The 24,606-nt window shown below is 42.6% G+C and carries 25 protein-coding genes; 6 read left to right on the forward strand and 19 right to left on the reverse strand.

Annotated elements, in window-relative coordinates; all coding sequences use genetic code 11:
- The first annotated feature begins 40 nt into the window (after positions 1–40).
- Positions 41–1,663: a methyl-accepting chemotaxis protein gene (locus V6C11_RS03465; RefSeq protein WP_333529685.1), complete on the forward strand. Its 1,623-nt coding sequence runs from the start codon at positions 41–43 to the stop codon at positions 1,661–1,663.
- Positions 1,664–1,761: 98 nt separating this feature from the next.
- Here the strand turns inward: V6C11_RS03465 and V6C11_RS03470 are convergent, their stop codons facing one another.
- From V6C11_RS03470 to V6C11_RS03560, 19 genes are all read right to left on the reverse strand, one after another.
- Positions 1,762–2,442, reverse strand: a complete 681-nt coding sequence (locus tag V6C11_RS03470) for a phosphate propanoyltransferase (protein WP_442886023.1) — start codon at positions 2,440–2,442, stop codon at positions 1,762–1,764.
- Between the two features lie 15 nt (positions 2,443–2,457).
- Positions 2,458–3,903, reverse strand: a complete 1,446-nt coding sequence (locus tag V6C11_RS03475) for an acetaldehyde dehydrogenase (acetylating) (RefSeq protein ID WP_333529687.1) — start codon at positions 3,901–3,903, stop codon at positions 2,458–2,460.
- 32 nt (positions 3,904–3,935) lie between these two features.
- On the reverse strand, positions 3,936–4,640 hold the full coding sequence (locus V6C11_RS03480; protein WP_333529688.1) for a cupin domain-containing protein: 705 nt from the start codon (positions 4,638–4,640) through the stop codon (positions 3,936–3,938).
- A 19-nt stretch (positions 4,641–4,659) separates the two neighbouring features.
- Complete coding sequence (locus V6C11_RS03485; protein ID WP_333529689.1) at positions 4,660–5,205, reverse strand: BMC domain-containing protein; 546 nt, start codon at positions 5,203–5,205, stop codon at positions 4,660–4,662.
- 13 nt (positions 5,206–5,218) lie between these two features.
- The gene (locus V6C11_RS03490; RefSeq protein WP_333529690.1) at positions 5,219–6,538 is read right to left on the reverse strand and encodes a 4Fe-4S dicluster domain-containing protein; all 1,320 of its coding nucleotides are present in this window, start codon (positions 6,536–6,538) and stop codon (positions 5,219–5,221) included.
- 18 nt (positions 6,539–6,556) lie between these two features.
- The gene (locus V6C11_RS03495) at positions 6,557–6,844 is read right to left on the reverse strand and encodes a EutN/CcmL family microcompartment protein (protein ID WP_333529691.1); all 288 of its coding nucleotides are present in this window, start codon (positions 6,842–6,844) and stop codon (positions 6,557–6,559) included.
- Positions 6,845–6,859: 15 nt separating this feature from the next.
- A complete protein-coding gene (eutJ, locus tag V6C11_RS03500) occupies positions 6,860–7,711 on the reverse strand; it encodes an ethanolamine utilization protein EutJ (RefSeq protein ID WP_333529692.1) in 852 nt (283 codons plus the stop codon).
- A gap of 4 nt (positions 7,712–7,715) precedes the next feature.
- Positions 7,716–8,483, reverse strand: a complete 768-nt coding sequence (locus V6C11_RS03505; protein ID WP_333529693.1) for a hypothetical protein — start codon at positions 8,481–8,483, stop codon at positions 7,716–7,718.
- Between the two features lie 37 nt (positions 8,484–8,520).
- A complete protein-coding gene (gene eutM / locus V6C11_RS03510) occupies positions 8,521–8,805 on the reverse strand; it encodes an ethanolamine utilization microcompartment protein EutM (protein ID WP_333529694.1) in 285 nt (94 codons plus the stop codon).
- A gap of 168 nt (positions 8,806–8,973) precedes the next feature.
- The gene (eutL, locus tag V6C11_RS03515) at positions 8,974–9,612 is read right to left on the reverse strand and encodes an ethanolamine utilization microcompartment protein EutL (protein WP_333529732.1); all 639 of its coding nucleotides are present in this window, start codon (positions 9,610–9,612) and stop codon (positions 8,974–8,976) included.
- A 44-nt stretch (positions 9,613–9,656) separates the two neighbouring features.
- Positions 9,657–11,129: an ethanolamine ammonia-lyase reactivating factor EutA gene (locus V6C11_RS03520; RefSeq protein WP_333529695.1), complete on the reverse strand. Its 1,473-nt coding sequence runs from the start codon at positions 11,127–11,129 to the stop codon at positions 9,657–9,659.
- Positions 11,130–11,143: 14 nt separating this feature from the next.
- Positions 11,144–12,049: an ethanolamine ammonia-lyase subunit EutC gene (gene eutC, locus V6C11_RS03525; RefSeq protein ID WP_333529696.1), complete on the reverse strand. Its 906-nt coding sequence runs from the start codon at positions 12,047–12,049 to the stop codon at positions 11,144–11,146.
- A 3-nt stretch (positions 12,050–12,052) separates the two neighbouring features.
- Positions 12,053–13,426 carry an ethanolamine ammonia-lyase subunit EutB gene (locus V6C11_RS03530; RefSeq protein ID WP_333529697.1) on the reverse strand — a complete coding sequence of 458 codons (1,374 nt, stop codon included), beginning with the start codon at positions 13,424–13,426 and terminating at the stop codon, positions 12,053–12,055.
- Between the two features lie 111 nt (positions 13,427–13,537).
- A complete protein-coding gene (locus V6C11_RS03535; protein WP_333529698.1) occupies positions 13,538–14,011 on the reverse strand; it encodes an ANTAR domain-containing response regulator in 474 nt (157 codons plus the stop codon).
- Positions 13,980–15,455, reverse strand: coding sequence for a sensor histidine kinase (locus V6C11_RS03540; RefSeq protein WP_333529699.1), 1,476 nt, complete (start codon positions 15,453–15,455; stop codon positions 13,980–13,982). Before V6C11_RS03540 ends, V6C11_RS03535 begins: the two co-directional genes overlap by 32 nt.
- A gap of 24 nt (positions 15,456–15,479) precedes the next feature.
- Positions 15,480–15,914, reverse strand: coding sequence for a EutP/PduV family microcompartment system protein (locus V6C11_RS03545; protein ID WP_333529700.1), 435 nt, complete (start codon positions 15,912–15,914; stop codon positions 15,480–15,482).
- A 16-nt stretch (positions 15,915–15,930) separates the two neighbouring features.
- Positions 15,931–16,269 carry a BMC domain-containing protein gene (locus V6C11_RS03550; RefSeq protein WP_333529701.1) on the reverse strand — a complete coding sequence of 113 codons (339 nt, stop codon included), beginning with the start codon at positions 16,267–16,269 and terminating at the stop codon, positions 15,931–15,933.
- A 197-nt stretch (positions 16,270–16,466) separates the two neighbouring features.
- Positions 16,467–17,039 (reverse strand): ANTAR domain-containing response regulator, encoded by a 573-nt coding sequence (locus V6C11_RS03555; protein ID WP_333529702.1) that lies wholly within the window; start codon positions 17,037–17,039, stop codon positions 16,467–16,469.
- 134 nt (positions 17,040–17,173) lie between these two features.
- Positions 17,174–18,379 (reverse strand): sugar diacid recognition domain-containing protein, encoded by a 1,206-nt coding sequence (locus V6C11_RS03560; RefSeq protein WP_333529703.1) that lies wholly within the window; start codon positions 18,377–18,379, stop codon positions 17,174–17,176.
- Positions 18,380–18,604: 225 nt separating this feature from the next.
- Between V6C11_RS03560 and V6C11_RS03565 the strand changes: the two genes are divergently transcribed.
- From V6C11_RS03565 to V6C11_RS03585, 5 genes are all read left to right on the forward strand, one after another.
- Complete coding sequence (locus tag V6C11_RS03565; RefSeq protein WP_333529704.1) at positions 18,605–19,585, forward strand: ornithine cyclodeaminase family protein; 981 nt, start codon at positions 18,605–18,607, stop codon at positions 19,583–19,585.
- Positions 19,586–19,849: 264 nt separating this feature from the next.
- On the forward strand, positions 19,850–20,884 hold the full coding sequence (dctP, locus tag V6C11_RS03570; protein ID WP_333529705.1) for a TRAP transporter substrate-binding protein DctP: 1,035 nt from the start codon (positions 19,850–19,852) through the stop codon (positions 20,882–20,884).
- A gap of 78 nt (positions 20,885–20,962) precedes the next feature.
- Positions 20,963–21,481, forward strand: a complete 519-nt coding sequence (locus tag V6C11_RS03575; RefSeq protein ID WP_333529706.1) for a TRAP transporter small permease — start codon at positions 20,963–20,965, stop codon at positions 21,479–21,481.
- A gap of 16 nt (positions 21,482–21,497) precedes the next feature.
- Positions 21,498–22,796 (forward strand): TRAP transporter large permease, encoded by a 1,299-nt coding sequence (locus V6C11_RS03580; protein WP_333529707.1) that lies wholly within the window; start codon positions 21,498–21,500, stop codon positions 22,794–22,796.
- A 197-nt stretch (positions 22,797–22,993) separates the two neighbouring features.
- Positions 22,994–24,604: an L-serine ammonia-lyase, iron-sulfur-dependent, subunit alpha gene (locus V6C11_RS03585; protein WP_333529708.1), complete on the forward strand. Its 1,611-nt coding sequence runs from the start codon at positions 22,994–22,996 to the stop codon at positions 24,602–24,604.
- The last annotated feature ends 2 nt before the right edge of the window (positions 24,605–24,606 follow it).

Genomic DNA, 24,606 nt, shown 5'->3' on the forward strand with positions numbered 1-24,606 from the left:
TTGGTACATAACCAAATTTTACCTGGGGGGATAATATTTAATGAATCCTATCAAATTTACTGGTCGAACAAGGAGAGAGAAAAGTATTCAACATCGCCTGCTTCTGCTTTTTACATTGCTTATTACTTTAGCCATCGGTATTTTGGGATTAACTACTTATTTAGTTGCCAAACAAACGGTAGAAGTATTAATAGAGGACAAATTAATCGTCTCCGCCAAAAACATTGCAGAAACGGTCGAGTTCTACACGAGCACAGTTGATTCCCGGGATTTCACTACTAAGGTAGAATATTTACTGAATAAGGAAAGGGCTGCCTTTACCACCAAGGGCCTTAAACCAGTTTTATTGTTTATCGATAGCGAAGCAAAACCAGCTATAAATGCAGCAGGCTCAAATAATGCAATACCCGATAAGATACTAAAAACGATTGGTTCAAGCGATGCAGGTATAAAATCCGTCCTTATAAATGCTGACAGATATTCTATAGCCAGCCAATTCATACCAGGGAAAAACTGGTACTATCTCGTTGCTTTGCGGGAAAAGGATTACCTAGCCAATGTTTATCAACTACGAAATATAGCTATTTTGGTTGGCTTGCTGGCTTTAACAGTGGCCTTCTTAATCTGCCGGGCAGTGGCTAAGAAACTTACCGAACCTTTAAAGGAGATCATGATTGCCTGTGAACAAGCAAGCCGAGGCGATCTAACCGTACGAGTAAGAGCGGATAAAATGAGTTCTGAATTTGCTGTTTTAGGGGAAAGTTTTAATATCATGTTAGAAAGTCTTTCCGGCTTCCTAACTCAAATTCTGGAGATGTTTAATCAGGTACATCAATTTAATAAGAAAATAACAGCAGTAACTAAAAATCAGGTAGAAACGGTTGAGCAAACCAATGTTTTGGCCAGGCAAGCTGCGACTTCTGTGGATACCATTACCAGCGAGATTGATAGCTCAAAAACCGCCAGTGAGAAAATGTTATTAGCGGCTGCCAACGGTGAAGGGGCACTAGAAAAAATTGCCCTGGTGATTGATAAAAATGCCCAGGTAATTGATGAGCATGTTGCTGCGGTTCAAAAATTAAGGAATAACATTACCAAAATTGCTGACTTCATGCAGCTTATCCAACAAATATCCTCGCAAACCCATCTTTTATCCCTTAACGCCTCCATTGAAGCCGCCAGGGCCGGCGAACATGGCAGGGGTTTTGCCGTGGTAGCTCAGGAAGTTAAAAAACTAGCGGATAGCAGCTCACAAGCAGCCAGTGAGGTTGCTCAGTTGTTAAAGGATATTTATCAACAAAGCTCAGTAGTTACTAGTCAAATGGCAATCAGCCAGAGCGTGGCAGAACAAGGTATCCTGGGTATTCATCAGACCAAAAGCTCTTTGCAAGAAATATCCTTAGCCATCCAAGAAACCAATCGATATATTGACCTGATTACGGAAAGCGTACAAAATATCTCTTCCGGCTCCGAACAAGTTGCAGCCATGATTCAGGTATTGGCCAGTGAAGATAGCCAAGAAGAAGATGGAATTGATTCAAGGGAGGTCTCAGCCAAAGAAATTGCTTCCTTAGCAAATAGGCTGGATGAGATGACAGAAGACCTTAAAACCAGGTTGACCGTGTTTAAATTTACCTCTGAGCAAGCATCCGGGGTGAGGTAAGAAAAAATCACCCTTTGCAATTTGATGCATGGGGTGACCTTTAGAAAAACTTTATTTATAGTAGTGTTGGAACTAATTCGGAACGGTATGTTACAAAACTAGCTTTCGATTTGCAATTCAACTAAGTCATTATTTTTAAGCCCTACAGCATTTGCCTCATCGGTATCCAAATGAAATTCCAGGCAGAATTTTTCACTCACCCGAACCAGCACGAAACCAAAGGTTACAGGTCTTGGGCCATTGGCCTTGATGGATACTCTAGCGCCGTCTTTTAAATTAAATTTTGCTGCATCACTGGTATGCATATGAATATGGCGGCCAGCAATAATGCAACCTTCAGGAATCGTACAAGAACCCTTTGGACCCACTAAAGTAACACTTGCCGAACCTTCTAAGTCACCCGAATCCCTTATTGGTGCTTTTATGCCAAGCTTAAAGCAATCTGAAATAGCTATTTCTACTTGGGTAGCTTTCCTTACAGGACCCAACACCCGTACCTTTTCTAGTACTCCTTTGGGGCCTACTAAAGTAATACTTTCCTGGCAGGCATATTGTCCGGGCTGGGATAGATCTTTATAATGTGTTAGCTTCGCGCCGGTTCCAAAAAGCTGTTCGATATCTGTTTCAGAGAGATGCACGTGCCGGTTTGATACTCCCACAGGTATTCGTTTATCCTCTTGCCTTAATTTGCTGTGCCAATCCACTGCGGGTGACTTTTTATTCTTTAGTTCTTCCAGAACAATTTTTGTAACAAGCTCTACAACCGTGGCTTTGTCCACCATGCAACACCTCCACTACCTTATTTGTGCCATAACCTGTTTTACGATAGTGGTTATTAGATCCGGTGTTATCTCGGTGGAATCATTGTTATTGGTAGAAACCTTATTACTATGGAATTCTTTGATACCATAAGCAATGCGTTTTTTATTAATTAAATGCAGTGGTGTTACGTTGTCTGATGTACTACTGCCACCCCAGGTTCCACAACCTAACGTAAGGGCGGGGGCCAAACCTGTGGCGTAACCAATGCCGCCTAAGGCGGAAGGTGTATTGACCAATATTCTAAACACTGGTTTCTTTAAGCCAAACTCTTTAATAATATCCTCATTCTGAGAATGTATAGCTAAGCTATGTCCTGTTCCTTCATATTCTAAAAGCTGTATGCATCTCTTGCAGGCATCTACCCAATCACTTTCGGTATAGAAACCCAAAACACCGGTTAATTTCTCCCTGGACAAGGGATAGTCCTTGCCTACACCCTGTTGTTCTCCTATTAATACCTTGGTATTTTCCGGTACAGCCAGTCCAGCTTTTTGGGCAATATATTTACCGCTCTTACCCACCATGGAAGCATTCATGCCTCTGCTTGTAAAAAGCATGGCTGCTACTTTTTTTGTCTCTTCCGGCGTCATGAAATAAGCCCCCCGGGCTTTTAACTCAGTTATCACCTGATCCTTCATGCATTCTTCCACAACAATGGATTGTTCGGAAGCACATATCGTTCCATTATCAAAGGTCTTACTATCAATAATACATTGCACTGCGTAAGGAATATCTGCTGTACGCTCAATAAAGGCCGGCACGTTACCAGGGCCTACCCCATAGGCTGGCTTTCCTGAACTATAAGCAGCCCTTACTAACCCCGATCCTCCGGTAGCTAAAATAAGTGCAACGCCTGGATGGGTCATTAATTCGTTGGTCGCTGCCATGGTGCATTTAGATAAACACCCGATAATTCCTTCGGGAGCCCCTGCAGAAATTGCAGCCTTTTGCATAATTTGGGCAGCGGCAAAGATACAACGACTTGCTGAGGGATGTGGCGATATGACGATGGCATTACGAGCTTTTAAGGAGATTAAGCATTTATAGATAACCGTTGATGTGGGGTTGGTTGATGGTATAATCCCCAGCACTACGCCTACCGGTGCCGCTATTTCTGTTACCTTTTTCTCTTTGTCCTCGTTGATCACACCAACGGTTTTCATGTCTTTAATATATTCATATACTCCCTGGGCAGCAAATTGATTTTTGACTATTTTATCTTCAAACACACCAAACTTAGTTTCATCAACAGCCATTCTAGCTAACCACTCTGCATTAGACATGGCAGCATCCACCATCGCCTTTATGATCCGGTCTACTTCCTCTTGACTAAAATTAGCATATTTTTTCTGGGCTTCCGTGGCACTGACGGCCAAATCCCTAGCTTCTTGAATGGAACTCAAATCAAAGTCAAGCATGTGCTCCCCTCCCGAATTTATATTTTCCGCCTTTACTGCTCTCGCCAATTAGCCGGATAACTTACATAGAAAAATTTAGTACTGGCCGGACTGCTAAAGGTGATGGTCGTTCCCTTGGGCACAAAAAATACGTCACCAGCCTTACCGCCATAAGTTTGTCCATCTACAATAATCTCCAGTTCACCTTCTATCACATATTGATATTCATCGTACCTTAATTCCCACTGGAAAGCACTTTGTTCCATTTTCATAATGCCGGCACACATATTGGGGCTATCGGATAAGGGAAGTACATCCCTTAGTGCTACTTTATCCCGTGGGTTACCCGTGGAAAAGGGCTCACACACAATGGTATCACCATGTATCAAACGCACCCCACTGTGGTGCTTTTCTACTACTGGTTGGCTAGTTATCCCCGTAGTTCCTAAAACGGCTAGTACTTCTTTAACAATTCGTTCTATCAGTTCCGGGCTTGCTTGAACATCCCCCATATTTTGAGAAATAAGCTTTGCCATATCCTGTTTGGACTCCCTGCTGCCTACGGTTGTTGGCTCCGTCGGCAGGTGGCTAGCAGGTACTGACACAATTGCATTGTCTGCATAAGTTAGCGTTAGCCCCATTTCCCGTGCACGATCTCTGGCCGATGGGGTAATGATGTGGTCTGGCCCCACGAAAACCTGTTTTTCTCCTCTTTTTGCTCTATTCTCTACATCCGCTGCAGTAATTAAGGCTTTCATTTACTCATCCCCTAATTTATTAAATAATCGCGGTGTGCAGTCTTCTGCTGGGTGATGGTATAACCACCTGATTTACCAATAGTCCCTTTTCTTTAATTAATTCCGCACCAGCTTCCACTGCAGCTTTCACTGCAGCCACATCCCCGGTCATCGTTACAAATGATTTCCCACCAATACCCATACCTGTTCGCACTTCTATTAAATCAACTGCCGCAGCTTTAGCTGCTGCATCCGCTGCCACAATGATTGCTGCAATGGAAAACGCTTCAATGATGCCTAAGGCTTGTAAGGCAGTTACTCCACTGGTGCAGTTAATAGCCGGAAATACCGCCGGGTGTACATTGGGCAAAATGAAATCATCTACTACCGATTCATTGCCCCTCTCTATACCCACTTCTACGGAACTCTGCACGGCCGCCACATCCCCACTAACTAGCACGATGTATTTACCTGGACATACGGTATTACAAGTTACTAGTTCTACTTGGGCTGCTTTGACCATGAAATCTGCAGCTTCTATCCCCTTAGCGATGCTGTTGAATTCCACCATCCCTATGGCCAGCATGTTCGCTCCCCCCTCACTCTGTTGCTTCTATTAAAATAGAATCGTTTTTTTGTTCTCTTACGATGCCGTCAATACTTGCATGTACCCGAGCTCCTAGCTTGCCTGCGGGAATTTCTCCGATAACCTGTCCCCGCTGCACCAAATCTCCTTCTTGAACCAGTGGTTGACAAGGAATACCGACATGCTGCCGTAAATTTATTTTAACTTTATTCGTTAAGGGGATTTCTTGAACGGGTGCTGGCTGATCATAGTCTTTAAGACCTAACCGAATAATCAATCGTTTAACTGGTATTTTCCGATCATCCTTGTTATTTGCTGCTTTGGGATCACTTCCGTCACCTTGGTATTTGATACCAGCCTTTCCTAACTCCGCTTTAATTCTTTTATTTATCTGCCTTGGAGACAAATCCATGGGGCACGCATATTCGCAAGCCCCACATTCTGAACAGAGTAAAGCTGATTTAACCGCTGCCATGTCATTGCGTGCATAGGCCATCGACCGCATGGTTCGGTGGGGCTTTATACGATGACCCAATAAATTCCGTGGGCATAGCTCACTACAGCGGGCACATTGCATGCACAAGGAACGGGCCTTTCTTAAGAAAATATCAATATTAGCCTGACGCATACGGATGAGTGCATGCTCAACAGGCAAAACAATAAGGCCTTTGGTTGTTTTTGTAACAGGGGTATCCCAATCAGGGATGAGTTTGCCCATCATCGGCCCACCCTCTATCACTGCCAGGCCTGGATTTTCTTGCACCCCAGCCATCGCTAGCACATATCTGATCGATGTCCCGATGGGTACCTTCGCGGTAAAGGGTTTACTTACTTTTCCTGTTACAGTTAGCCATGTGTCCACCACAGGCAGTCCTGCCAGGGCATCGGCAACATTTAATACCGTTTCTACATTATTAACGATACAATTAACCTGTAAGGGTATGCCAGCTTCCGGAACAGAACGGCCCGTTACTTCCTGAACCATGACCTGCTCGTCCCCTGCCGGATAGAAGTCCCCCATCTGAAATATCTCTACCCGACTATCGCCTTTGGTAGCCATCAGTTCCTTGATTGCTTCGCTGTATTTGGCTTTCAGGGCAATGACACCTCTACTGGCACCAACAGCATCCATTATGTGTGTTAAGCCTTGATGTAAATCTTTGGCTCGATCCTTCATTAATTGTTGATCCACTCGTAATAATGGTTCGCATTCGGCACCGTTAATAATGACACATTCTGCTTTACTCGACAATTTAACATGCGTTGGGAAGCCGGCACCCCCTGCACCAACAACTCCTGCTTCTTGAATGGCTTGTACTGTATTGCCTGACAACTGCTCTCACCTCACTTGCTAGCTCTGTTTTTCATCGATAATCCCGATTATGGCAGCATCGATGGGAACTTCTTCAAATTCTTTAATGCGTCGTGAGGAGCTGCCACTGGTTATTAACACTTTTTCCCCTACACCTGCTCCCACTAAATCGGCAGCCACTAACACATTACGTCTTTTTTTTCTTTTATCTTCTTCTTCCGCATCCAGTAATGTATCTAAAATCTCTACTATCATAAACTTTATTCCTGATAGCGAATCTACTTTTCGTGTTGACCAAACATTGCTTACCACTCTGCCAATGAGCAAATCGTTCACCCTCAATCATTCGTTACTAGCAGAACCAGCTCGACAATACATTGCTATTCCAAGGGGAGTAACTAAAAATGGATTTGCTGGTTTTAGCACCGGCACCCCGACTATCTGAGATACAACATTTTCTATCCCCTCCAGGCAACTGGTGCCCCCTGCTAAGTAAACTGCTTCAACTGAGTATTCTTTCAAGTGATTGTTAATAATAAATGCTACCTTTTCCATCACAGGCCTTAACAAATGGATTACTTCCGTACGCCCCTGGGGGGATTTCTTTCTGTCTTCTGCTTCTTCAAAGCTAATTTTAAAGGCCCCAGCGATAACAAGACTAAAATGAGTTCCGCCAGTGGGATCATCCGAAACATTCACTACTTTGCCAGCTTGGATAATGGCGGTGCCGGTTGTGCCGCCACCAATATCAACCACCGCACCATCTGTTATGCCCAGAACGGCATTGGCAGCAGTTGGTTCATCAATTTCTGCTATTACTTCAAAGCCGGCAGCTTCAGCCACATTGCGAATCGTACGAGCATCGCCCTTGCCTGTCCCAGGCGGAAAGGCAACTGCAGCTAAATCCAATACACGGCCCAGTTTTTCTTCCAGTTCAACTTTTAAACCTCTTACAATATCCACAGCACCTAGATAATCTACTACCAGTCCATCCTTTACTACCTGAGCAAACTGCATCGCTCCGGCCACTGGATTACCCTCTTCATCGATAACCGCTAATACAAGATAGGCAGTTCCTAAGTCTACACCTGTATAAAGCTTTACACCCGGCTCAACCTTTTTAGGGTTTTCAATAACAGATGCAAATTTTTGTAAAATGCTATCACTGGAACTTAAATCTTGCGTGGTGTCCACCTTATCACTCCCTAACACTGCCTAGATAGTACTTACCTGCCTTCAATTGGCACATCATAATGTAGATCATGCTGCTCATGCGATTTAATGTTTGCATTATGTCACCCCGGGATGTGGTTCCATCTTCTTGGCAAAAAACATCCGCAGCCATCAATTCTGTTTCCCTCACCAGGGTACGTATTATATTAAGCCGCGACATGAATCGCCCGTGGGATGGATCAGGCAGGAAGTGCTTTACACCAATGTGTTTCTCTGGGTAATGTGAAAACTCACGGATGGCTTGGGCATCCAACCCTGCAAAGGTTGGTGCAGGCAGTTGTTCCCCAGTAACCTCCGCACGCATTAGTGCCCTGGAAAGCTTTAATATTTCAATCATTTCCTCTGCTATTTGGCTAAAACCCATTGTTTGCAAATCGATGATCGTTTCTATGATCTGGGCCTGTAGGGAATCCAACTTACCTCTTAGACGAATTACCGGATGACGCTTATCCACCAGATTTTTCCCTCTTAATTGGGTCATATGTTCAGGCTTTTGTTCAATAGCCTTGCCATCTGGCAGCAGATATCCCTTTGTATTTCTAGGGCTACCCGCTAAATTCACCTCGGCATTCGAGACAGGGGGATTGTTGTCCCCTGTCTCAACCTTAATACGTTTATCTTGCAAAAATTGAACCGCTGCCGGGGTGAGTTTGCAATTTGCCGGAAGGTTAAAGATTGCAAAGGGCTTTTTACGGTATCTTTCTTGCAGCTCCATTTCGGTAAATATTCTCAACGATAAAACCCTCCCCTAACACAGCAATTAATTGGTCCTAGCCCTCTAGCTTAGGAAGGATTAATTCTACATCCGCGTGTGGTCTGGGAATAACGTGCACGGAAATAAGCTCGCCAACCCGTTGGGCTGCTGCTGCACCTGCATCGGTGGCTGCTTTAACAGCACCAACATCCCCGCGTACCATTACCGTAACAAGCCCACCACCAACATGAACTTTACCGATTAAATACACGTTAGCCGCCTTTACCATGGCATCAGAAGCTTCGATGGCTCCGACCAAACCCTTCGTTTCAATTAATCCCAATGCGTTTGCATTACTCATAATTTTTACCTCCTAAATGATTGATTTAATAAGTTTAACTAACTAACTATCCATGGCCTTGGTCACAAACAACTAATAAAAATCAGTCGGCCATGGGCCCTGTGCCGTGAGCCATGAGCCAAAGACCCCAAAGCAAAACAGCCACCAAAGCCCAAGGCCCACGGCCTTTTAAATATCCCTCGGTGACCTAGCTACGGATAAAACAGCTTCTTTAAAAGCATCTGCAGCAGCGGTACAGGAACTCTGGGTACCCGTTAATAAGGCCCCACCAAAGTTTGTTTCACTTGGTGGCCCAAACCAAACCTTCATTTCAACGTCGGCTGCTTTGAGTGCTGCATCTACTGCAAAGGTAGATTCGAGAGGCGGTGCAATGAGGTAGGCAAGCGGTTGACCTTCTTGGATTCCCGCTGTCTTTGATAAATAACTGCCTGTACGAGAAATAACATGTGGGTAAAATGCGATCAGGCCCTGTTCATCCGCCGTATAGAAAAAGGCTTCGGTTTCTAAACAGGTTATGGCTGCCTCCATACCGCTTTTCACTTCCGCCGGAGTTGGTCCCGCCAAAATGCCAATAAATTCACCAGATAATGGCCCTGAGGCATGGGCAGCACCAGCATAAAAAGATTTTGCGTAGACCACATCAACCATTGCCTTTTTGGTCGCTTCATCCAGGGCAGTATAACCAGCATCATCAATACTACAAGTAATCATGCCAATACTACGCTGTTCTTCTTTTAGCTCTAATTTGACGGCTAAGTCTGCTGACACGTTTGGGATAAACTTAACAGCTAAAATATCTGCTTTAATCGGAGTTAAAACTTTACTTCCCCTCCCCTCTGGCTTATTTGGTGTTACGGTTTTTTCTGGTCACTTTCAAATACCAGCGTTTTTATGATTACGGGAACGACCGTGTTAGCCATAATGGGTTCACCGATATCAATGTAATCGCCATCATCCACACAGAGTTGATCTAAACAAATGATCCCTGCCCGGTGACCCAGGTAATATTGCAACGTTTGCCCCAGAACTTTAGCACAATCCTCTTCGAGAATTAATATTAGGGGCTGTTTCGAAGCAATGTAATCCTTGGCGCCTTCCATGATTGCCCTTGCCGCTTCTTGTATTTTGCTAAATTGTACTCCCCCAATTCCTTTAAGGGAGATTGCCAGTGGTTCATTAAACCCATCCAATTGATAAGGTTGTAATTGCCTGACTAGTCCTGCTTTAAAATCAGCCATGTTCGTTGGACATCCCTGGGCAAAAGGTTTTACAACAGGTACATTTCGTATTGGCAAAAGTTCTGGTGCTATCTGTACGGTACTGCCGCTTAAGCTTAAGGTATGAGCCCCCGCACCGATAACGGTAGCCCGAATGGTCTCCTTAGGCTTAACAAGCTGCCATTGCTCACCGATGAAGGCTTTCCTCAGTGCTTCTCCCAAAAATGGTCCAATATCCCCATAGAGAGTTCCCTCAGGAATACTCCAGATTTCTTCGGGCGAGTACACAAAATCAGCCACACCACCGGAAAAACTGATCATCTGAACCGGATAATCTAACCTTAATGCGGGCCCCATCAGCAATCGTTCACTTAATTGGGGAAGCTGAGTAGAAACGACCAGACTTTTTACGGCAGCCGCCATATGACTTGCTATCAAGCGAATTTGGTCTAAAGATATCCTCTCGCCTACTTGCAATGCCAAACCACACTCCTGCATGACCACCCTTGCTGCAGGTGCCAAAAATTTTATCGTGTTGCCGCCCTGCTCCAGTTCAATTAACCGGCCCCCAATATTAATGCAGGTAGCATCGATGGGCGTACCATCTTTAAAAACAGCCAAATTTGATGTACCGCCACCAACATCAAGATTAAGGCATACCCGATGCATGTCTAAAGAAGTTGCGGCAGCCCCGGCCCCCCGGCCAGCTATGATTGACTCCATTAAGGGTCCTGCGCTGGCCACCACAAAGTTACCGGCATAGCCAGCCATTGCCTCCGAAATTCTACGGGCATTCTCCTTTTTAGCAGTTTCCCCCGTTATGATTACTGCACCGGTATCTACTTTAGCAGGAGTTATGCCCGCCCGGTGATATTCCCGTGTTATTATTTCAGTTACAGCAGGGGCATCTATCCATTCATGATTTGTTAAGGGAGTAAAATGGATATCACTTCTGTACAAGATCTTTTTTCCGGTAATCGTCATCCTAGGCACAGCCGACCCGGCTGCGGTATTGCTCACAATGATGCGGCTGATCACCAATTGGGTGGTCGTGGTGCCAATATCAATACCGACACTTAATAATTCTTTCGTCAGCTTATCACTCACTGAATTCCCCCCGCCTATTGCAGGCTCAATTTAACCCCACTGGCCTTCGCATCATAAATTGTCTTGATAACTGTGGCTAAGTGAGCCCCTGCTTCGGCCGGAGGTGTACCACCCTTATGAATATTCGATATAACGGTATGATCCGCCACCAATGTTGCGGGGCCCGGCTTATAAACCAGGTAAGCACTCATGCTCTCAGAACTTCCTAAACCAGGTCTTTCACCTACCAGGAGCACGACCACCTCCGCTTCCAAAACCATGCCAATAACATCCATAACATCTACTCGGCCAAATTTAACAAAGATATCCCTGCCGGATGTGAGGTTTTGCGCCTGCAGTCCTTGTTTTAGTGCGGGCAAAATCTCTGCTAAGTTTGCCTCAATTGCTTTAGAACTCAAACCATCTGCAATTACAATTTGCACTTGTGGTTTTAGACGACACGCTTGTTTTATCTTGGCTATTTCCTCATCCGGCAGTTTTCTACCCAAGTCGGGCCGGGTTAAGTATTGATCCTTATCCTGAATTAAGGTTTTTACCTTAACCAAATCAAATTTTTCTAAAAACTGTTCGTTTACTTCTTGAAAAACAGCATCCTGGGCCGTTGCATGGTCTGCTCTAAAGCGCAACAAGGTACGTGTTAAGGGTCTCGGGCCACAGCGCCAAACGCCAATACGTGCCGTTGTTGTCTGCTTATAATAGGCTAATGCTGCACTGTCCCTGGGGTGAGGAACGAGAATTTCCTTTTGCAGATCGATGGCCGAAAAATCTTCCAAATCTTCATCTACCACATTACCCTCGCAGGCAGGGATGCACTTGTCATTTTCTAAGCCGTTAGCTTCTATTTGATTATTTTCCGCCACCGTATCATTCATTTGTTTAACAACTGCTTGCACGATCTGGCGAATTTGTTCTTCTAGCACAGATTACACCCCCTTTCGCGTGAAAAATGAGGCATCACCGGCCTTGGCAGTAAGTCGCCCATTTTCCAGCAGGCCCATTTTGATCAGCCATTTTTCAAAGGCCGGTAAGGGTCGCTTGTTTAATACCTGTCTTAAAGTTGCATTATCATGGTAACTGGTGCATTGATAATTCAGCATGACATCGTCACCCATGGGAATGCCGATAAAATACGTTACCCCGGCATTGGCCAAAAGAACCGCTAAGTTTTCAATGTCGTTCTGATCTGCCTTCATATGGTTTGTGTAGCAGGCATCTACACCCATCGGAATACCGGTTAACTTACCCATAAAGTGATCTTCCAAACCAGCACGGATTACCTGTTTAGCATCATATAAATACTCTGGTCCAATAAAACCCACCACGGTATTGACCATAAATGGCTGTAAGTGCTTGGCCAAACCATAGCAACGGGCTTCCAAAGTTAGTTGATCCACGCCATGGTGGGAATCCGATGAAAGCTCTGAACCCTGACCCGTTTCTAAGTACATTACATTGGGACCCGTCCCCCGGCCATAACTAAGGGCTAATTCCCTCGCTTGTTCCAACAAACCCACACGAATACCGAAAGCTTCATTCCCTTTTTGGGTACCTGCGATGCTTTGGAAAATACAATCCGCCGGTGCCCCTTTTTCGATGGCTTTCATCTGTGTGGTTACATGGGATAAAACACAAACCTGGGTAGGAACCTCCCACTCCTGCACAAAGTTATACATGGTCTCTAAAGAGCGAGTCGTACTTACCACCGAGTCTTCCACTGGATTTAAGCCCACCAGAGCATCCCCAATGCCATAGGCCAAGCCCTCCCTCAGTGAGCTAAGTATCCCCTCCGGGCTATCGGTGGAATGGTTTGGCTGCAAACGGGTTGCCAGTGTTCCCGGCAAACCGATGGTCGTGTTGCAGTGGGCAGTAACGATTAATTTGCTGGCACCATAAATTAAATCCATGTTACTCATTAGTTTCGTAACAGCCGCCACCATCTCACTTGTTAGTCCCCGGCTTAGCCGTCTTATGCAACCATTGTTCGTTTCATTGCTTAGGATAAACTCCCTCAGCTCTGCAACCGACCAGCCTTTAATTTGCTGATAGATTGGTTGGTTGATATGGTCATATATTACCCGGGTAACTTCATCCTCCTCATATGAAACGGATGGGTTGTTATAGATATCTTCCAAAGTAAGTTCGCTTAACACAACCTTGGCAGCCACTCGCTCCGCAGCCGATGTAGCGGCAATACCGGCTAAGATGTCCCCGGATTTTTCTTCACTGGCCTTTGCTAATACCTCCCGAACAGTTTGGAAGGAGAACACTTGGCCAAAAATCTTGGTCCTTCGTTTCATCCCTATGCCTCACCCCTTGTCAGTTCATTCTATCTAAAAACAAAAAGGTCCTTAGGCATGAAATCAACAAACGTCATTCCACACCCTAAGGACCTCTTTGCCCCGTGTATTCTATTTTGATAACTTACCACTGGTATTTTTGAGTTTTTCTTGTCGGATGTCTTTGTTAAGACGTTCTTTCAATTGCACTTTTTTATGTTTCAATAACATGATCTCCCGGTAACGCTCCCAGGCAATCTGCAAAGCTGGTGCCAGCTCCTTCTCCGTTACAGGTTTGGTAAGGTAACCCATTACCCCAGCATCCAAGGCACTGGTTATTAACTCATCTTCACTGAAGGCTGTCAGTAATATCACCATGCCGAGTTTTTCCCCTGTAATCAGCTTCGCCGCTTTTATGCCATCCAGCTTTGGCATCTTGACATCCAGTATTGCTAAATCCGGTTTTAATTTTCGCACTAAATCCAGCGCCAGCAATCCATTTGGGGCCTCACCGACTACTTGGTGTCCCAGCTCGGTAAGCATCTCCTTTAAATCCATACGGGTTAGAAACTCATCATCTGCCAATACGATTCGCAGAGACTTCACTGTTTTCAACCCCCCAAGGGAAGTCAATTTCCACCACTGCGCCAGCATCATTGTACATGGTTATATTGCCACCTAAACTTTCTCCAACAAGGGCTTGGGTTATCTGCAAACCAAGGTTTGCATTAACTGCAATGTCAAATCCCTCTGGAAATCCTGCCCCACTGTCATGAATGACGATCTTAACCCTCCCTTTATTTTGCTCTATATCAATGGTTAATTTACCATTGATGGCATTATTGAAGGCATATTTAAATGAGTTTTGGATGATTTCATTGACTACAATGGCTACCGGTGTGGCTTGTTCGGATGCAAGATAAATCACATCACCATTCACGTCAATGGTAATATTTTGATCCGGCGGCAGCATATCGGTTAAAATATTTACGATATCTTGGATACACTCCCGCAACTCAATCACATCGGGGCTTTCTCTGGAAAATCGCTCATGTACTAAGGCGATGCAACCAATACGGTTAATACTTTCCTGAAAAGCTACCCGGGCTTCCTCATTATTTACCCGCCTCATCTGCAATCGCATCAGACTGGAAATGGTTTGCAGATTGTTTTTTACCCGATGATGTATTTCCTTGATCACTGCGGATTTGGCAATCAGCTGCTTTTCCTTTTTACGCAGTTCCGTTATATCCCTTAACAAATAAACGGTACCTCGTACATCTGTTTTATCAAGGATATGTAAAGATCTTGCTAAGAGATTACGTCCATTAATATTTACTTCATTTACATCGGAATCACTGCTAAATATTAATTTTAACGCATCGATCTCTTGGGTTAGTTCATCAATGGCCATTCCTATGGGGTTAATACCTGCCACTAGACTCTTTAACCAACCATTGGCTATTTTGTTCGCATAAGAAATTCTACCATCATAATCGATAATGAGCAAAGCATCATGGATTAATGTTGGGAAGAGTTCTTCGACATTCGAAAGATTCAATAAAGTATCCGTAAGTTTTTGGGTCGTATTCGAAAGGACCTCCACTGTTTTCTCTTGCCTTACCTGAAAACTGTTATCCCTTTCCATTATTAATACGGCAATAACCTCACCTTGGTTATTTTTGATTGATTTAACCCTTTGGCTGATGGGAACACCTTCCTGGCTAACCCCTTGCATGTTTACCATCGTTTCGCCTTTTTCATAGGTTTTAAAAATAGCCGGTTCATTAAAGCGCAAGGCATACTTACCAACGACATTTTCTTTATATAAAGATGGCGCATTCGTAGGCTTTGCCTCAGCCACCACCATGAAAGCCTCCGGATCTTTGGTAGGAACATCAATGAAAATATCCGACCCGGTAAGATCAGCAAAATCCTGCAAGTTATTAAGTAAACCTTGCAGAATGTGGATATCCGATTCTGTTAAATTACTGTTTTCCCGGCAAAGGTCAGCTAATCTCTGTCCTTGTTTAATGGTGTAATAAGGCACGCTTAGCACCGCCTATTGTTTATTTCATTCCCTTGCTAGTCTTTCTTTTAATTCTTTAATACCCTGGCCATTTATGGCCGAAACAACATACACATCGTTGCTTTTTAAGGCTACCGTTTTTAATAATTGTTTTGCTTTTTCAATGTTCGCTTCTGGATGATCTATTTTTGTTATGACACCAATCGTGCTGCAAGGAAAGCTTTGGGCAATTCCCGGTGGGTAAATACACCTTTCACTGGTGGCATCCTGTAAAAAAAGCACATCCTTTACTTGTAAAGCGGTTGCCATTAAAGCCCTATAAAAGCGTGGGTTTTCAATATATTCACCGGGGGTATCTACCGTGTAGGAATCAAATTCCATGGCTTGAGTCTTTCGTACATTTAAACTGTCTCCTTTTAGTGCAGCTATCAGTGTACTCTTGCCAGCACCCACAGCACCTACCATCATCGCACGTCCCATTTAATTTCCCCCCATCCTAAGAACGAGTAATATCGCAGGAAGTATAACTCAATTTATCCCTTAGAACCCGATTGACCTCCATCAATGCTTGTTCCACCGCAGCCACATCGCCAGTAATGACTAAAGATCCGGTAAAACGGTCTAAGAAACCGATACGAACGTCGGCAGCCTTAGTAGCAATGTCCGCTGCAATGATAGCAGTTTCTCCGGGGGTAAGAGTAAGTATCCCGATGGCACCACCTGCATCTACCCCTAGTTTTCTGTATAAGTCTTCCACCGGGTGAGCTATCAAGTGGGCTAAGGTCACCTGTTTGCCTGGTACATACTCTTGAATTGATCTGGTTTTCTCTATCATCTTTAAAAACCCCTTTAAAAATAGAAGCCTTACCATACTGTTAATACCTATAACAGTACGATAAGGCTTCATTGCCTTGCAGGGTGGTAAAACAAACCCTGTTTTTGTATTTTATTTTAAAGCCTAGCATTGAATATTTTATATATTCTATCGATTGGTTTTTTCTCCTGCTATAATCCTATCAACATTTTTTAACATTATTTATAAGCATTATATTTATGCAATAATTGTTTAGCTGTAACGATCATCCTTTGCTGTCTTTCCATACTGAGCTTACGCAAGACTTTATAGGCTGCTTCTTCACTGCATCCTAATTTCTGCTGGAGCACTAACTTTGACCGGGAGATAACATCTCTTTCTGACAATGTTTCGGATAGCTCTCTTACTTCTTGGTTTAACCTTTGCATATCTGTAAATCGTTTATAGGCAATCTTTAAAGCCGGTTTTAATTTTTCCCTTACAATGGGTTTAACTAAATAGTAAAGAGCACCACTGTCAATGGCCTTGGTTATCGTATTTTGATCACTAAATGAAGTTAGTAAGACTACTGCGGATAGCTTTTTATCACGAATAACCTTTGTTGCTGTTAAACCATCCACATCTGGCATTTTAATATCCATCAAAACGATATCCGGTCTCAGCTCTTGCGTAATTTTAATGGCATCCCGACCATTGCGGCATTCCCCAATCACTTGATGCCCCAATTCCTCTAATAAGCTACAGAGGTCCATTCTGATAATTGGTTCATCCTCTGCCACTAAAATTCGCAAGATTCCACCCTCCTTAAATTCCATCTGCCGGTATCTCTTACTATTTAATATAACAAATCAACAGCGAAAAGCTATGTGCTTCCAGCACATTTTTAAAGGTTTTAATGTGCCCCTGGGTAGTTTTAGAGCCCAATTTAGTCCAACTCTAAAAATAGTAAAGAGAAATATAAAGTCGTAGCATCCCTAAACTTACGCAAATTCAACCCACTGATTTGCTCTATTTTATTTAATCGATAGAAAAATGTATTGCGGTGGATATTTAGTTTCTTGGAGGTATTAATGGGACTAAAACCAGTTTCACACCAGGCACGTATCGTCCGAGCAAGCTCTGGCCAATCTGATTGTTCTTGTAAACTTTTTAATACATTCGCGACAATTTTCTGACCCCTTTGTTTATTTATACTGATGATCAGTTCTTCTAGCTGTAAATCCTTAATATTGTAAATGTCAGACTTATCGTTTAGCTTGTTACCAATCGTTAAGGCCCTAATGGCATCACGGTACGAATTCCTTAGTTCAACCAAATTCATGGCGATGGTTCCAATACCAATGGTTGCATCGATACCCCGTTCTTTGAGGTTAGCTAATAAAGCTAAGCATTTGTTATCAATGTATTCAATAATCGAACTTTCCTTTTTCACCGTTAAGATGGCACGTAATACCACAAATTTATCATTGCCAATAAAACTAGTTATATCCTGGGGGGAATCAAAGGTCTGCTTGATGATATTCAGCACATTCATTATTAACGATTGAATAAGCAGTTCAGGATTATCACCTTCTGAAGCATCACTGCTACGAATTGATTGGGTTAGGGATTTAAATTGGTGCAGGTCGATAACGATAGCTATATGGGGAAGATTGAGATTGTACCCCAGTTCCTGGCCCCGGGATATTAAGACAGCCGTGTCCCCTACATCTAGATCAAAAACAGTAATCTCTCGAATTAAGTTTTGAATCGCATTCTCTCGCAGTTGGGCTGATTTTAATAATACGTTCTCACGCAGCATTATTTCAACTTGTTTTTTTACAATTAATAAAAAATCTCTTACTTTTTCCGGGTCCCCACCTACCCCTACCGTACCAACAACTTTATGAGCAAATTCAATGGGTGCCGTAAAACCCGGCTTAACATTTTTGTATTTTTTTGCCTCATTACTGTCCGTAAATATGGGCGTTCGTAATTTTATAACATCCAACGAGGGTTCGTGAAGACTTCCTATTCGATTTGCATCATCGGAACTGGCAATAATGATACCTTTTTCATCCGTCAGGATTGCATTACGACCAATTATTTTACTCATGGCCAATACGAGTTCTTCTGCCACAACTTTTAGCATAAAAAGCGCTCCTCGTTCGTCCGTAATCATAACAATACAAATAATTCTTCCTAATATTATAGCACACGAAGAATGTCGAATTATGCTTTGGGTATAAAAATTAGCCTTAATTCATCGAAATCTTTGTGTTTATGGAACAATGCAATTAGTTCGTACGAAGAATAAACTAATAATGTAAGAATTATTCAATAATACTGAAAAAACAACGGAGAGGGAGAGATCGAATTGAAGAAGGGCAGACAAGTATTGTATCTTTCTAAAAGTGACGTAGAAAATGTCAATATGCCTATGAGTGAAATGATTGATTTATTAGAAGTAGCTTTTACTGCTAAAGGTAACAATCAAATAGAAATGCCACCTAAACCAGGCATTCACACCCGGGAAAATTGCTATATTCATGCTATGCCTTGCTGGATTCCCGAACTAAAATCCGCCGGTATGAAATGGGTATCTGGATATCCTTCAAACCAAGAAATTGGTCTTCCCTATATTAATGGTTTGTTAGTATTGAACTGTCCGGATACGGGTGTTCCTTTGGTGATTATGGATAGCGTTTGGATTACTGCTATGAGAACCGGTGCCGTTACCGGCTTATCCGCGAAATATTTAGCCCGGCCCGGCAGTGAAGAATTAGGGATTCTGGGCTGCGGTGTCCAAGGAAGAACCAACCTCGAAGGATTATTGGTTACTTGCCCCGACATTAAAAAGGTCAAGGCCTATGACGCATTCCCTGAAATTAGTAAGGCTTATGCTAAGAATATGTCAGAACAATTTGGTGTTGAGGTCATTCAAGTAGCAACTCCAAAAGAAGCAATTGTAAATAGTGATATCATTGTAACAGCCGGTCCCATTGTCAAAAACCCAACCCCTGTAATTGAAGCTGAATGGATTAAAGAAGGCGCCTTGCTTGCTCCGGTAGATTTTGATTGCATGTGGAAGCGAGAAGCCATCGAGTTAGCTGCTAAGAATTATACAGATGATTTTGGCCAATTTGATCACTTTAAAAATGCAGGTTACTTTAACTTTACACCTAAAAATCTCTATGAATTAGGTCAGCTGCTAACTAAACAAGCCCCCGGCAGGGAAAATGATCGTGAAATTATTCTTGCCAATAATATTGGTATCGCAATGGATGATATGGCAACCGCTATTCGAATTTATGAAAGGGCCCTTGAAAAAGACCTTGGTGTAATCCTCCCCTTATAATTTAAATCAAATCGGACTCCCCTTCAGGAGTCCTTGTCCCATATTTACCGTCTCAAATTTTCTGTAATTTCTGTATTAGATCCTGCCTTATTATTGAATAAAGCCCTAAAAATATTTTAAACCTAAATCTAACACTACACGTAAACGGCAACAGCTAGTTCCTCCTTGTCTAATGATACTTTTGCTGTTTACAATATAAAGTAATAGTCTGTGCGTTTGTAAAGAAGTTAAAAAATTTTAACAATTTAGAAGGGTGGGGCAATCATGCGGCATAAAAAATTAGTTTCCATGGTACTTGCAATTTTTGTTCTTGGTACGATCTTCTTAACCGGCTGCTCTAATAAGGAAGGAGCAAGTTCCGGCGACAAACCAATCAAAATAAAAATAGCGGGACAATATCCAGTGGAACACCCCGGCACAAAGACATTGAATGAGTTTAAAGCTAGAGTCGAAAAGGAAACCGATGGGCGAATTCAAGTTAGTGTATATCCTGCCAACCAATTGGGCGACTACACGGTCGTTTATGAAGAGATCATGAAGGGCACCATCGACATGGCCCTAATTACCATCCCCAGTAATTACGATCCTAGATTAGAACTACTTTATGTTCACTCCGTTGCTGAGAACTATGACCAAGCCAAAAAACTTTATGCACCCGGCTCCTTTGTCTACAATACCCTAGCACAAGTTCATGAAGAACTAGGTGTAAAATTTTTAGGCCTTAACGTAGAAGGTTTTGGTGGACTGGGCCTGACCAAAATGCCCACAAACCTTACGGACCCCACAGCCAAGAAAAATATTTTATTACGGGTACCCCCCATTGATGTATTTAGACAATGGGCAGAAGATATGAACTTTACAACTGTTTCGGTGCCCTATGCAGAATTATATACCGCTTTGCAAACAGGTGTTGCTGATGGCTGGAGCGGTGGACCTCCGGTGGCCAATTACAACGGATTTAGAGATGTTATTAAATACTATGTGCAGGTAAACAACTACTTTGAAAACACATCCTGGGTTATGAATCATGAATTGTTTAAATCCCTGACCCCTGAAGACCAAAAAACCGTTTCTACCATTGTTGCTGATTTGGCTGCTAGGAGTATTGATGAAGCAGAACAAATCGATAACGAATGCATGGCTGAAATGGAAAAGGTAGGAATTGAAGTTGTACGGTTATCCGATGAAGAAATTCACACCTTGGCCGAACATACCCGCAAAACAACCTGGCCTAAACTGGAAAAATTGTTAGGCAAGGAAATCGTTGATGGCTTGATGGCTCAATACGAGACTAAATAATAGAATTGGTATATGCGGATGTTCTGAAAGAAAAACAAAACATCCGCATATTTACAAAAATCTCGAGGGGGGAGTATTTTGAGCCACCGTACTTTTAATGATTGGTTAAAGTTATCTTGGGATGGACTTTTAAAAATACAAAAAGGAATTATGGTATTTACTAGTTTGTCAATTATCGTAGCCATCAGTTTAGGGGCTATCTTACGATACGTTTTTAAGACAGATATCAAGGGACTTGAGGAAATACTTGTGGTGCTGGCTTTTTGGATGTATTTTATGGGCGGGTCTTATGGTAGTTATGAGAAAAGTCATATTACTGCAGAAATAATTTCTACTATGGTAAAAAAACCGCAAATACTAGGTCCTTTAAAACTTTTTTCCTCATTTATGACAACGGCACTTTGTCTAGTTGTAACTTATTTTGCTGCGAATTTCTTTTTATGGAGCCTGGCTAAGGGAGGTACCACCACCGCTTTAAAAATACCCTTGATTATTTCACAAAGCTCCATTTTTATTGGCTTTGTTTTAATGTCGTTATACACTGTCATCCATTTTATTAAGGATCTTGCTGCATATAGAAAAGGTGAAATTGCTTAAATAAGGATGTGAATAAATGCTTGTACAAATTGCCATCGTATTATTAATCATAACATTAGTTTTAGGCATCCCTGTTCCCTTCGCATTCTTTGCCTCAACTATCTTTTTAGTTATCACAGCTGGCTATGACCCAAGTTTCCTGCTTCCATACGGCTATAGTAAAATGAGTACCAGTGTCTTATTAGCCATTCCCTTATTTATTCTTGCCGGCGGCTTTATGGCAAAGGGTAAAATCGGTGGTAAGTTAATTGATTTAGTTGAAGTCTTTGTAGGGAGGATCAAGGGTGGTTTAGGAGTAGTGGCCGTGGTTTCCTGTGCTGTGTTTGGTTCTATTACAGGAAGTGCAGCAGCTACTTTATCCGTTATCGGTTCCTTAATGTTTCCCCGCCTGGAAAAGGCAGGTTACCCCAAAGGGCATTCCGCCGCTCTTATTGCCAACGCAGCGGTGCTGGGCATGTTGATACCACCCAGTTCGATTATGATTCTTTATGCTTGGATCGGTAACCAATCGGTTTTGGCTAGCTTTTTAGCCTCGGTTATTCCGGGTATTATTCTCGTAGTATTAATATCCCTGGTAAATATTTGGTTATTGAGAAACAATAAAGATATTGTGATTAATGAAAAAATGGATTTTAGCACACGCACTAGGCTCTTAGGAAAACGAACTGTATCAGCGGGTCCAGCCTTGGTTATGCCGGTTATGGTTCTAGGTGGAATTTATAGCGGCATGTTTACACCCACCGAAGCAGCGGCATTAGCAGCACTTTATGCCATACCCGTAGGTTTTTTTATCTACAAAGGATTAAACCGCAAGAACTTTATTGAATCAATCATTGAATCAGCTGTAACGACCGGTGTAATCATGGTGATGTTATATTCGGTTATGATCTTAAGCCGATTATATATAACGGAAGACTTAACCGGGGTATTGGCAGGTTTTCTAACCGCTATTTCTGAAGATAAGTATATAATCCTACTTATGATGAACATATTTATGATTATTATGGGTATGATTATGGACGATGTCAGTGCTGTACTGCTTTGCACTCCTATTTTACTCCCCATCGCCATTCAAATTGGTATTAGTCCTGTACATTTTGCCGCAGTTGTTGGAGTTAACCTTGGCATGGGTAATATTACACCACCAACGGCACCGTTATTATATTTAAGTAGCCGCCTTGGAAATGCTCCGTTAAAAAATATGTTCACCCCTACATTTTATTTATTAGTATTCGCCTGGCTGCCAACCTTATTAATAACCACCTACCTGCCTGCATTATCAATGTGGTTACCCCAATTAGTTTTAGGAAAATAATAGTATCTTCCACTATAACTATAACTACGCATGTGACCATCAAAACCACATGATGATTTAAAATTTTGATTAATCAGCAAATTAACTGGCATTATGCCAAATACAAGAAGCCGCACCCCATTAATATCAAGGTTTGCGACTTCTTTTTCTTTAAAAAAGCTTTAAATCGATACTTAAAGGCTAAAGGAGTGGTAATCGTGAAACGTCAAAATCCCAGTATATTTAATGATATTGTTGGGCCAACAATGGTTGGACCTTCTAGTGCACACACTTGTGGCCCAGCAAGAATCGGATTCCTTAGTAGACAATTTATCCACGGCAACCTCACAAAGGCTGTCATCGAATTTGCCAAAAATGGTGCCTATACGGATATGTATAAAGGACAACATTCTGATTTGGGATTTGTTTCAGGGCTTTTGGGCTTCAGACCGGAGGATCCTAGACTAAAACAAGCCTTTCAGATTGCAAAGGATTCGGGAGTCGATATCCAATTTGTAATTAGCGATTTTGAACCGATTGTTCCTAATATCGCTAAAATTACCATGACCAGTGATCAGGACGAAGTCGTTGTAATATATTCCGATTCCATGGGTGGTGGCACGGTTAAACTATTACAAGTAGATGGATTTGATATTTCTGTTGTTGGCGATTGTTATGAACTTATCATACATATCCACTCAGCAAATACAAAGGAACTTGAAAATATCAAAAATACGGTTGCTTCAAAGTTTATTAACAATGAAGGAATAACGCTGTCAACGGTTAACAACAAAAGCTTATTCAATATCAAACTTAGAAAAGATGTTGAACCGAGTATGATGGACTTTATTAAAAACATTGACAACGTTACAGATGTAAAGTTAATAACTCCTATATTGGTAGTCCCTTCAAACAGAAATACAAAAGTACCCTTTTCAAGTGCAGCCGAGTTGTTGGAAATTTCTAAACGGGATAATAAAGAACTTTGGGAGCTTGCTGTTGCATATGAATGTGTAAGAAGTGGTTGGCGTCATAAAGAAGTTATGGACTATATGAAATATACCATCGAGACCATGGAAAGTAGTGTAAAAGAAGCACTCAAAGGCAATATAGATATGAATGGTATCATAAAACCAACCGCCGGTAAAATCAAAAAAACCTGCGACGAAGGAAACACCTGGCTTGATATGGGCGTTCTTGATGCAGCTGTTCCTTGGGCAATGGCTACAATGGAATACAGCAGTGCAATGGGTGTTGTTATATGTGCACCCACAGGAGGTTCAGCCGGCGTATTCCCTGGGGCCATTCTTGGGGTAGCCAATAAACTCGGACTTAGCATGGAAGAAAAAACCAAAGCTATGTTTACAGCAGCTATTGTAGGAATTGCAATGTCGAAGGACAGCGATTTTTCTGCAGAGCTTTATGGCTGTCAAGTAGAACCGGGGGCGGCATCTGCTATGGCGGCAGCCGCCTTGGTTTATTTGATGGGCGGCTCAGTAAAACAATCCCTGGATGCCGCCTCCTGTGGTATACAAAATATCCTTGGCACCATTTGCGATCCCGTTGCCGGTCTCGTACAAGTTCCGTGTATTAGTAGAAATGCCATGTCCGTTGCCAATTCGGTTGTCTGTGCAAATATCGTTATGGGCGGCTATGACCCTCTCATTCCACTGGATGAAGCTGCCGAGACATTGTTTCGAGTTGGCAAACAGCTGCCAAGTGAATTGAGATGTACCTGTAAGGGTGGTCTGTGTATAACGCCTACAGGATCTAGGCTTGCAAAGGAACAAGAGGAACGAGACAATGTCAGATACGAAATAATTAACTAATT

This window comes from Desulfotomaculum sp. 1211_IL3151, from assembly GCF_036763075.1.
Classification (GTDB): Bacteria; Bacillota; Desulfotomaculia; order Desulfotomaculales; family Desulfotomaculaceae; genus Desulfotomaculum.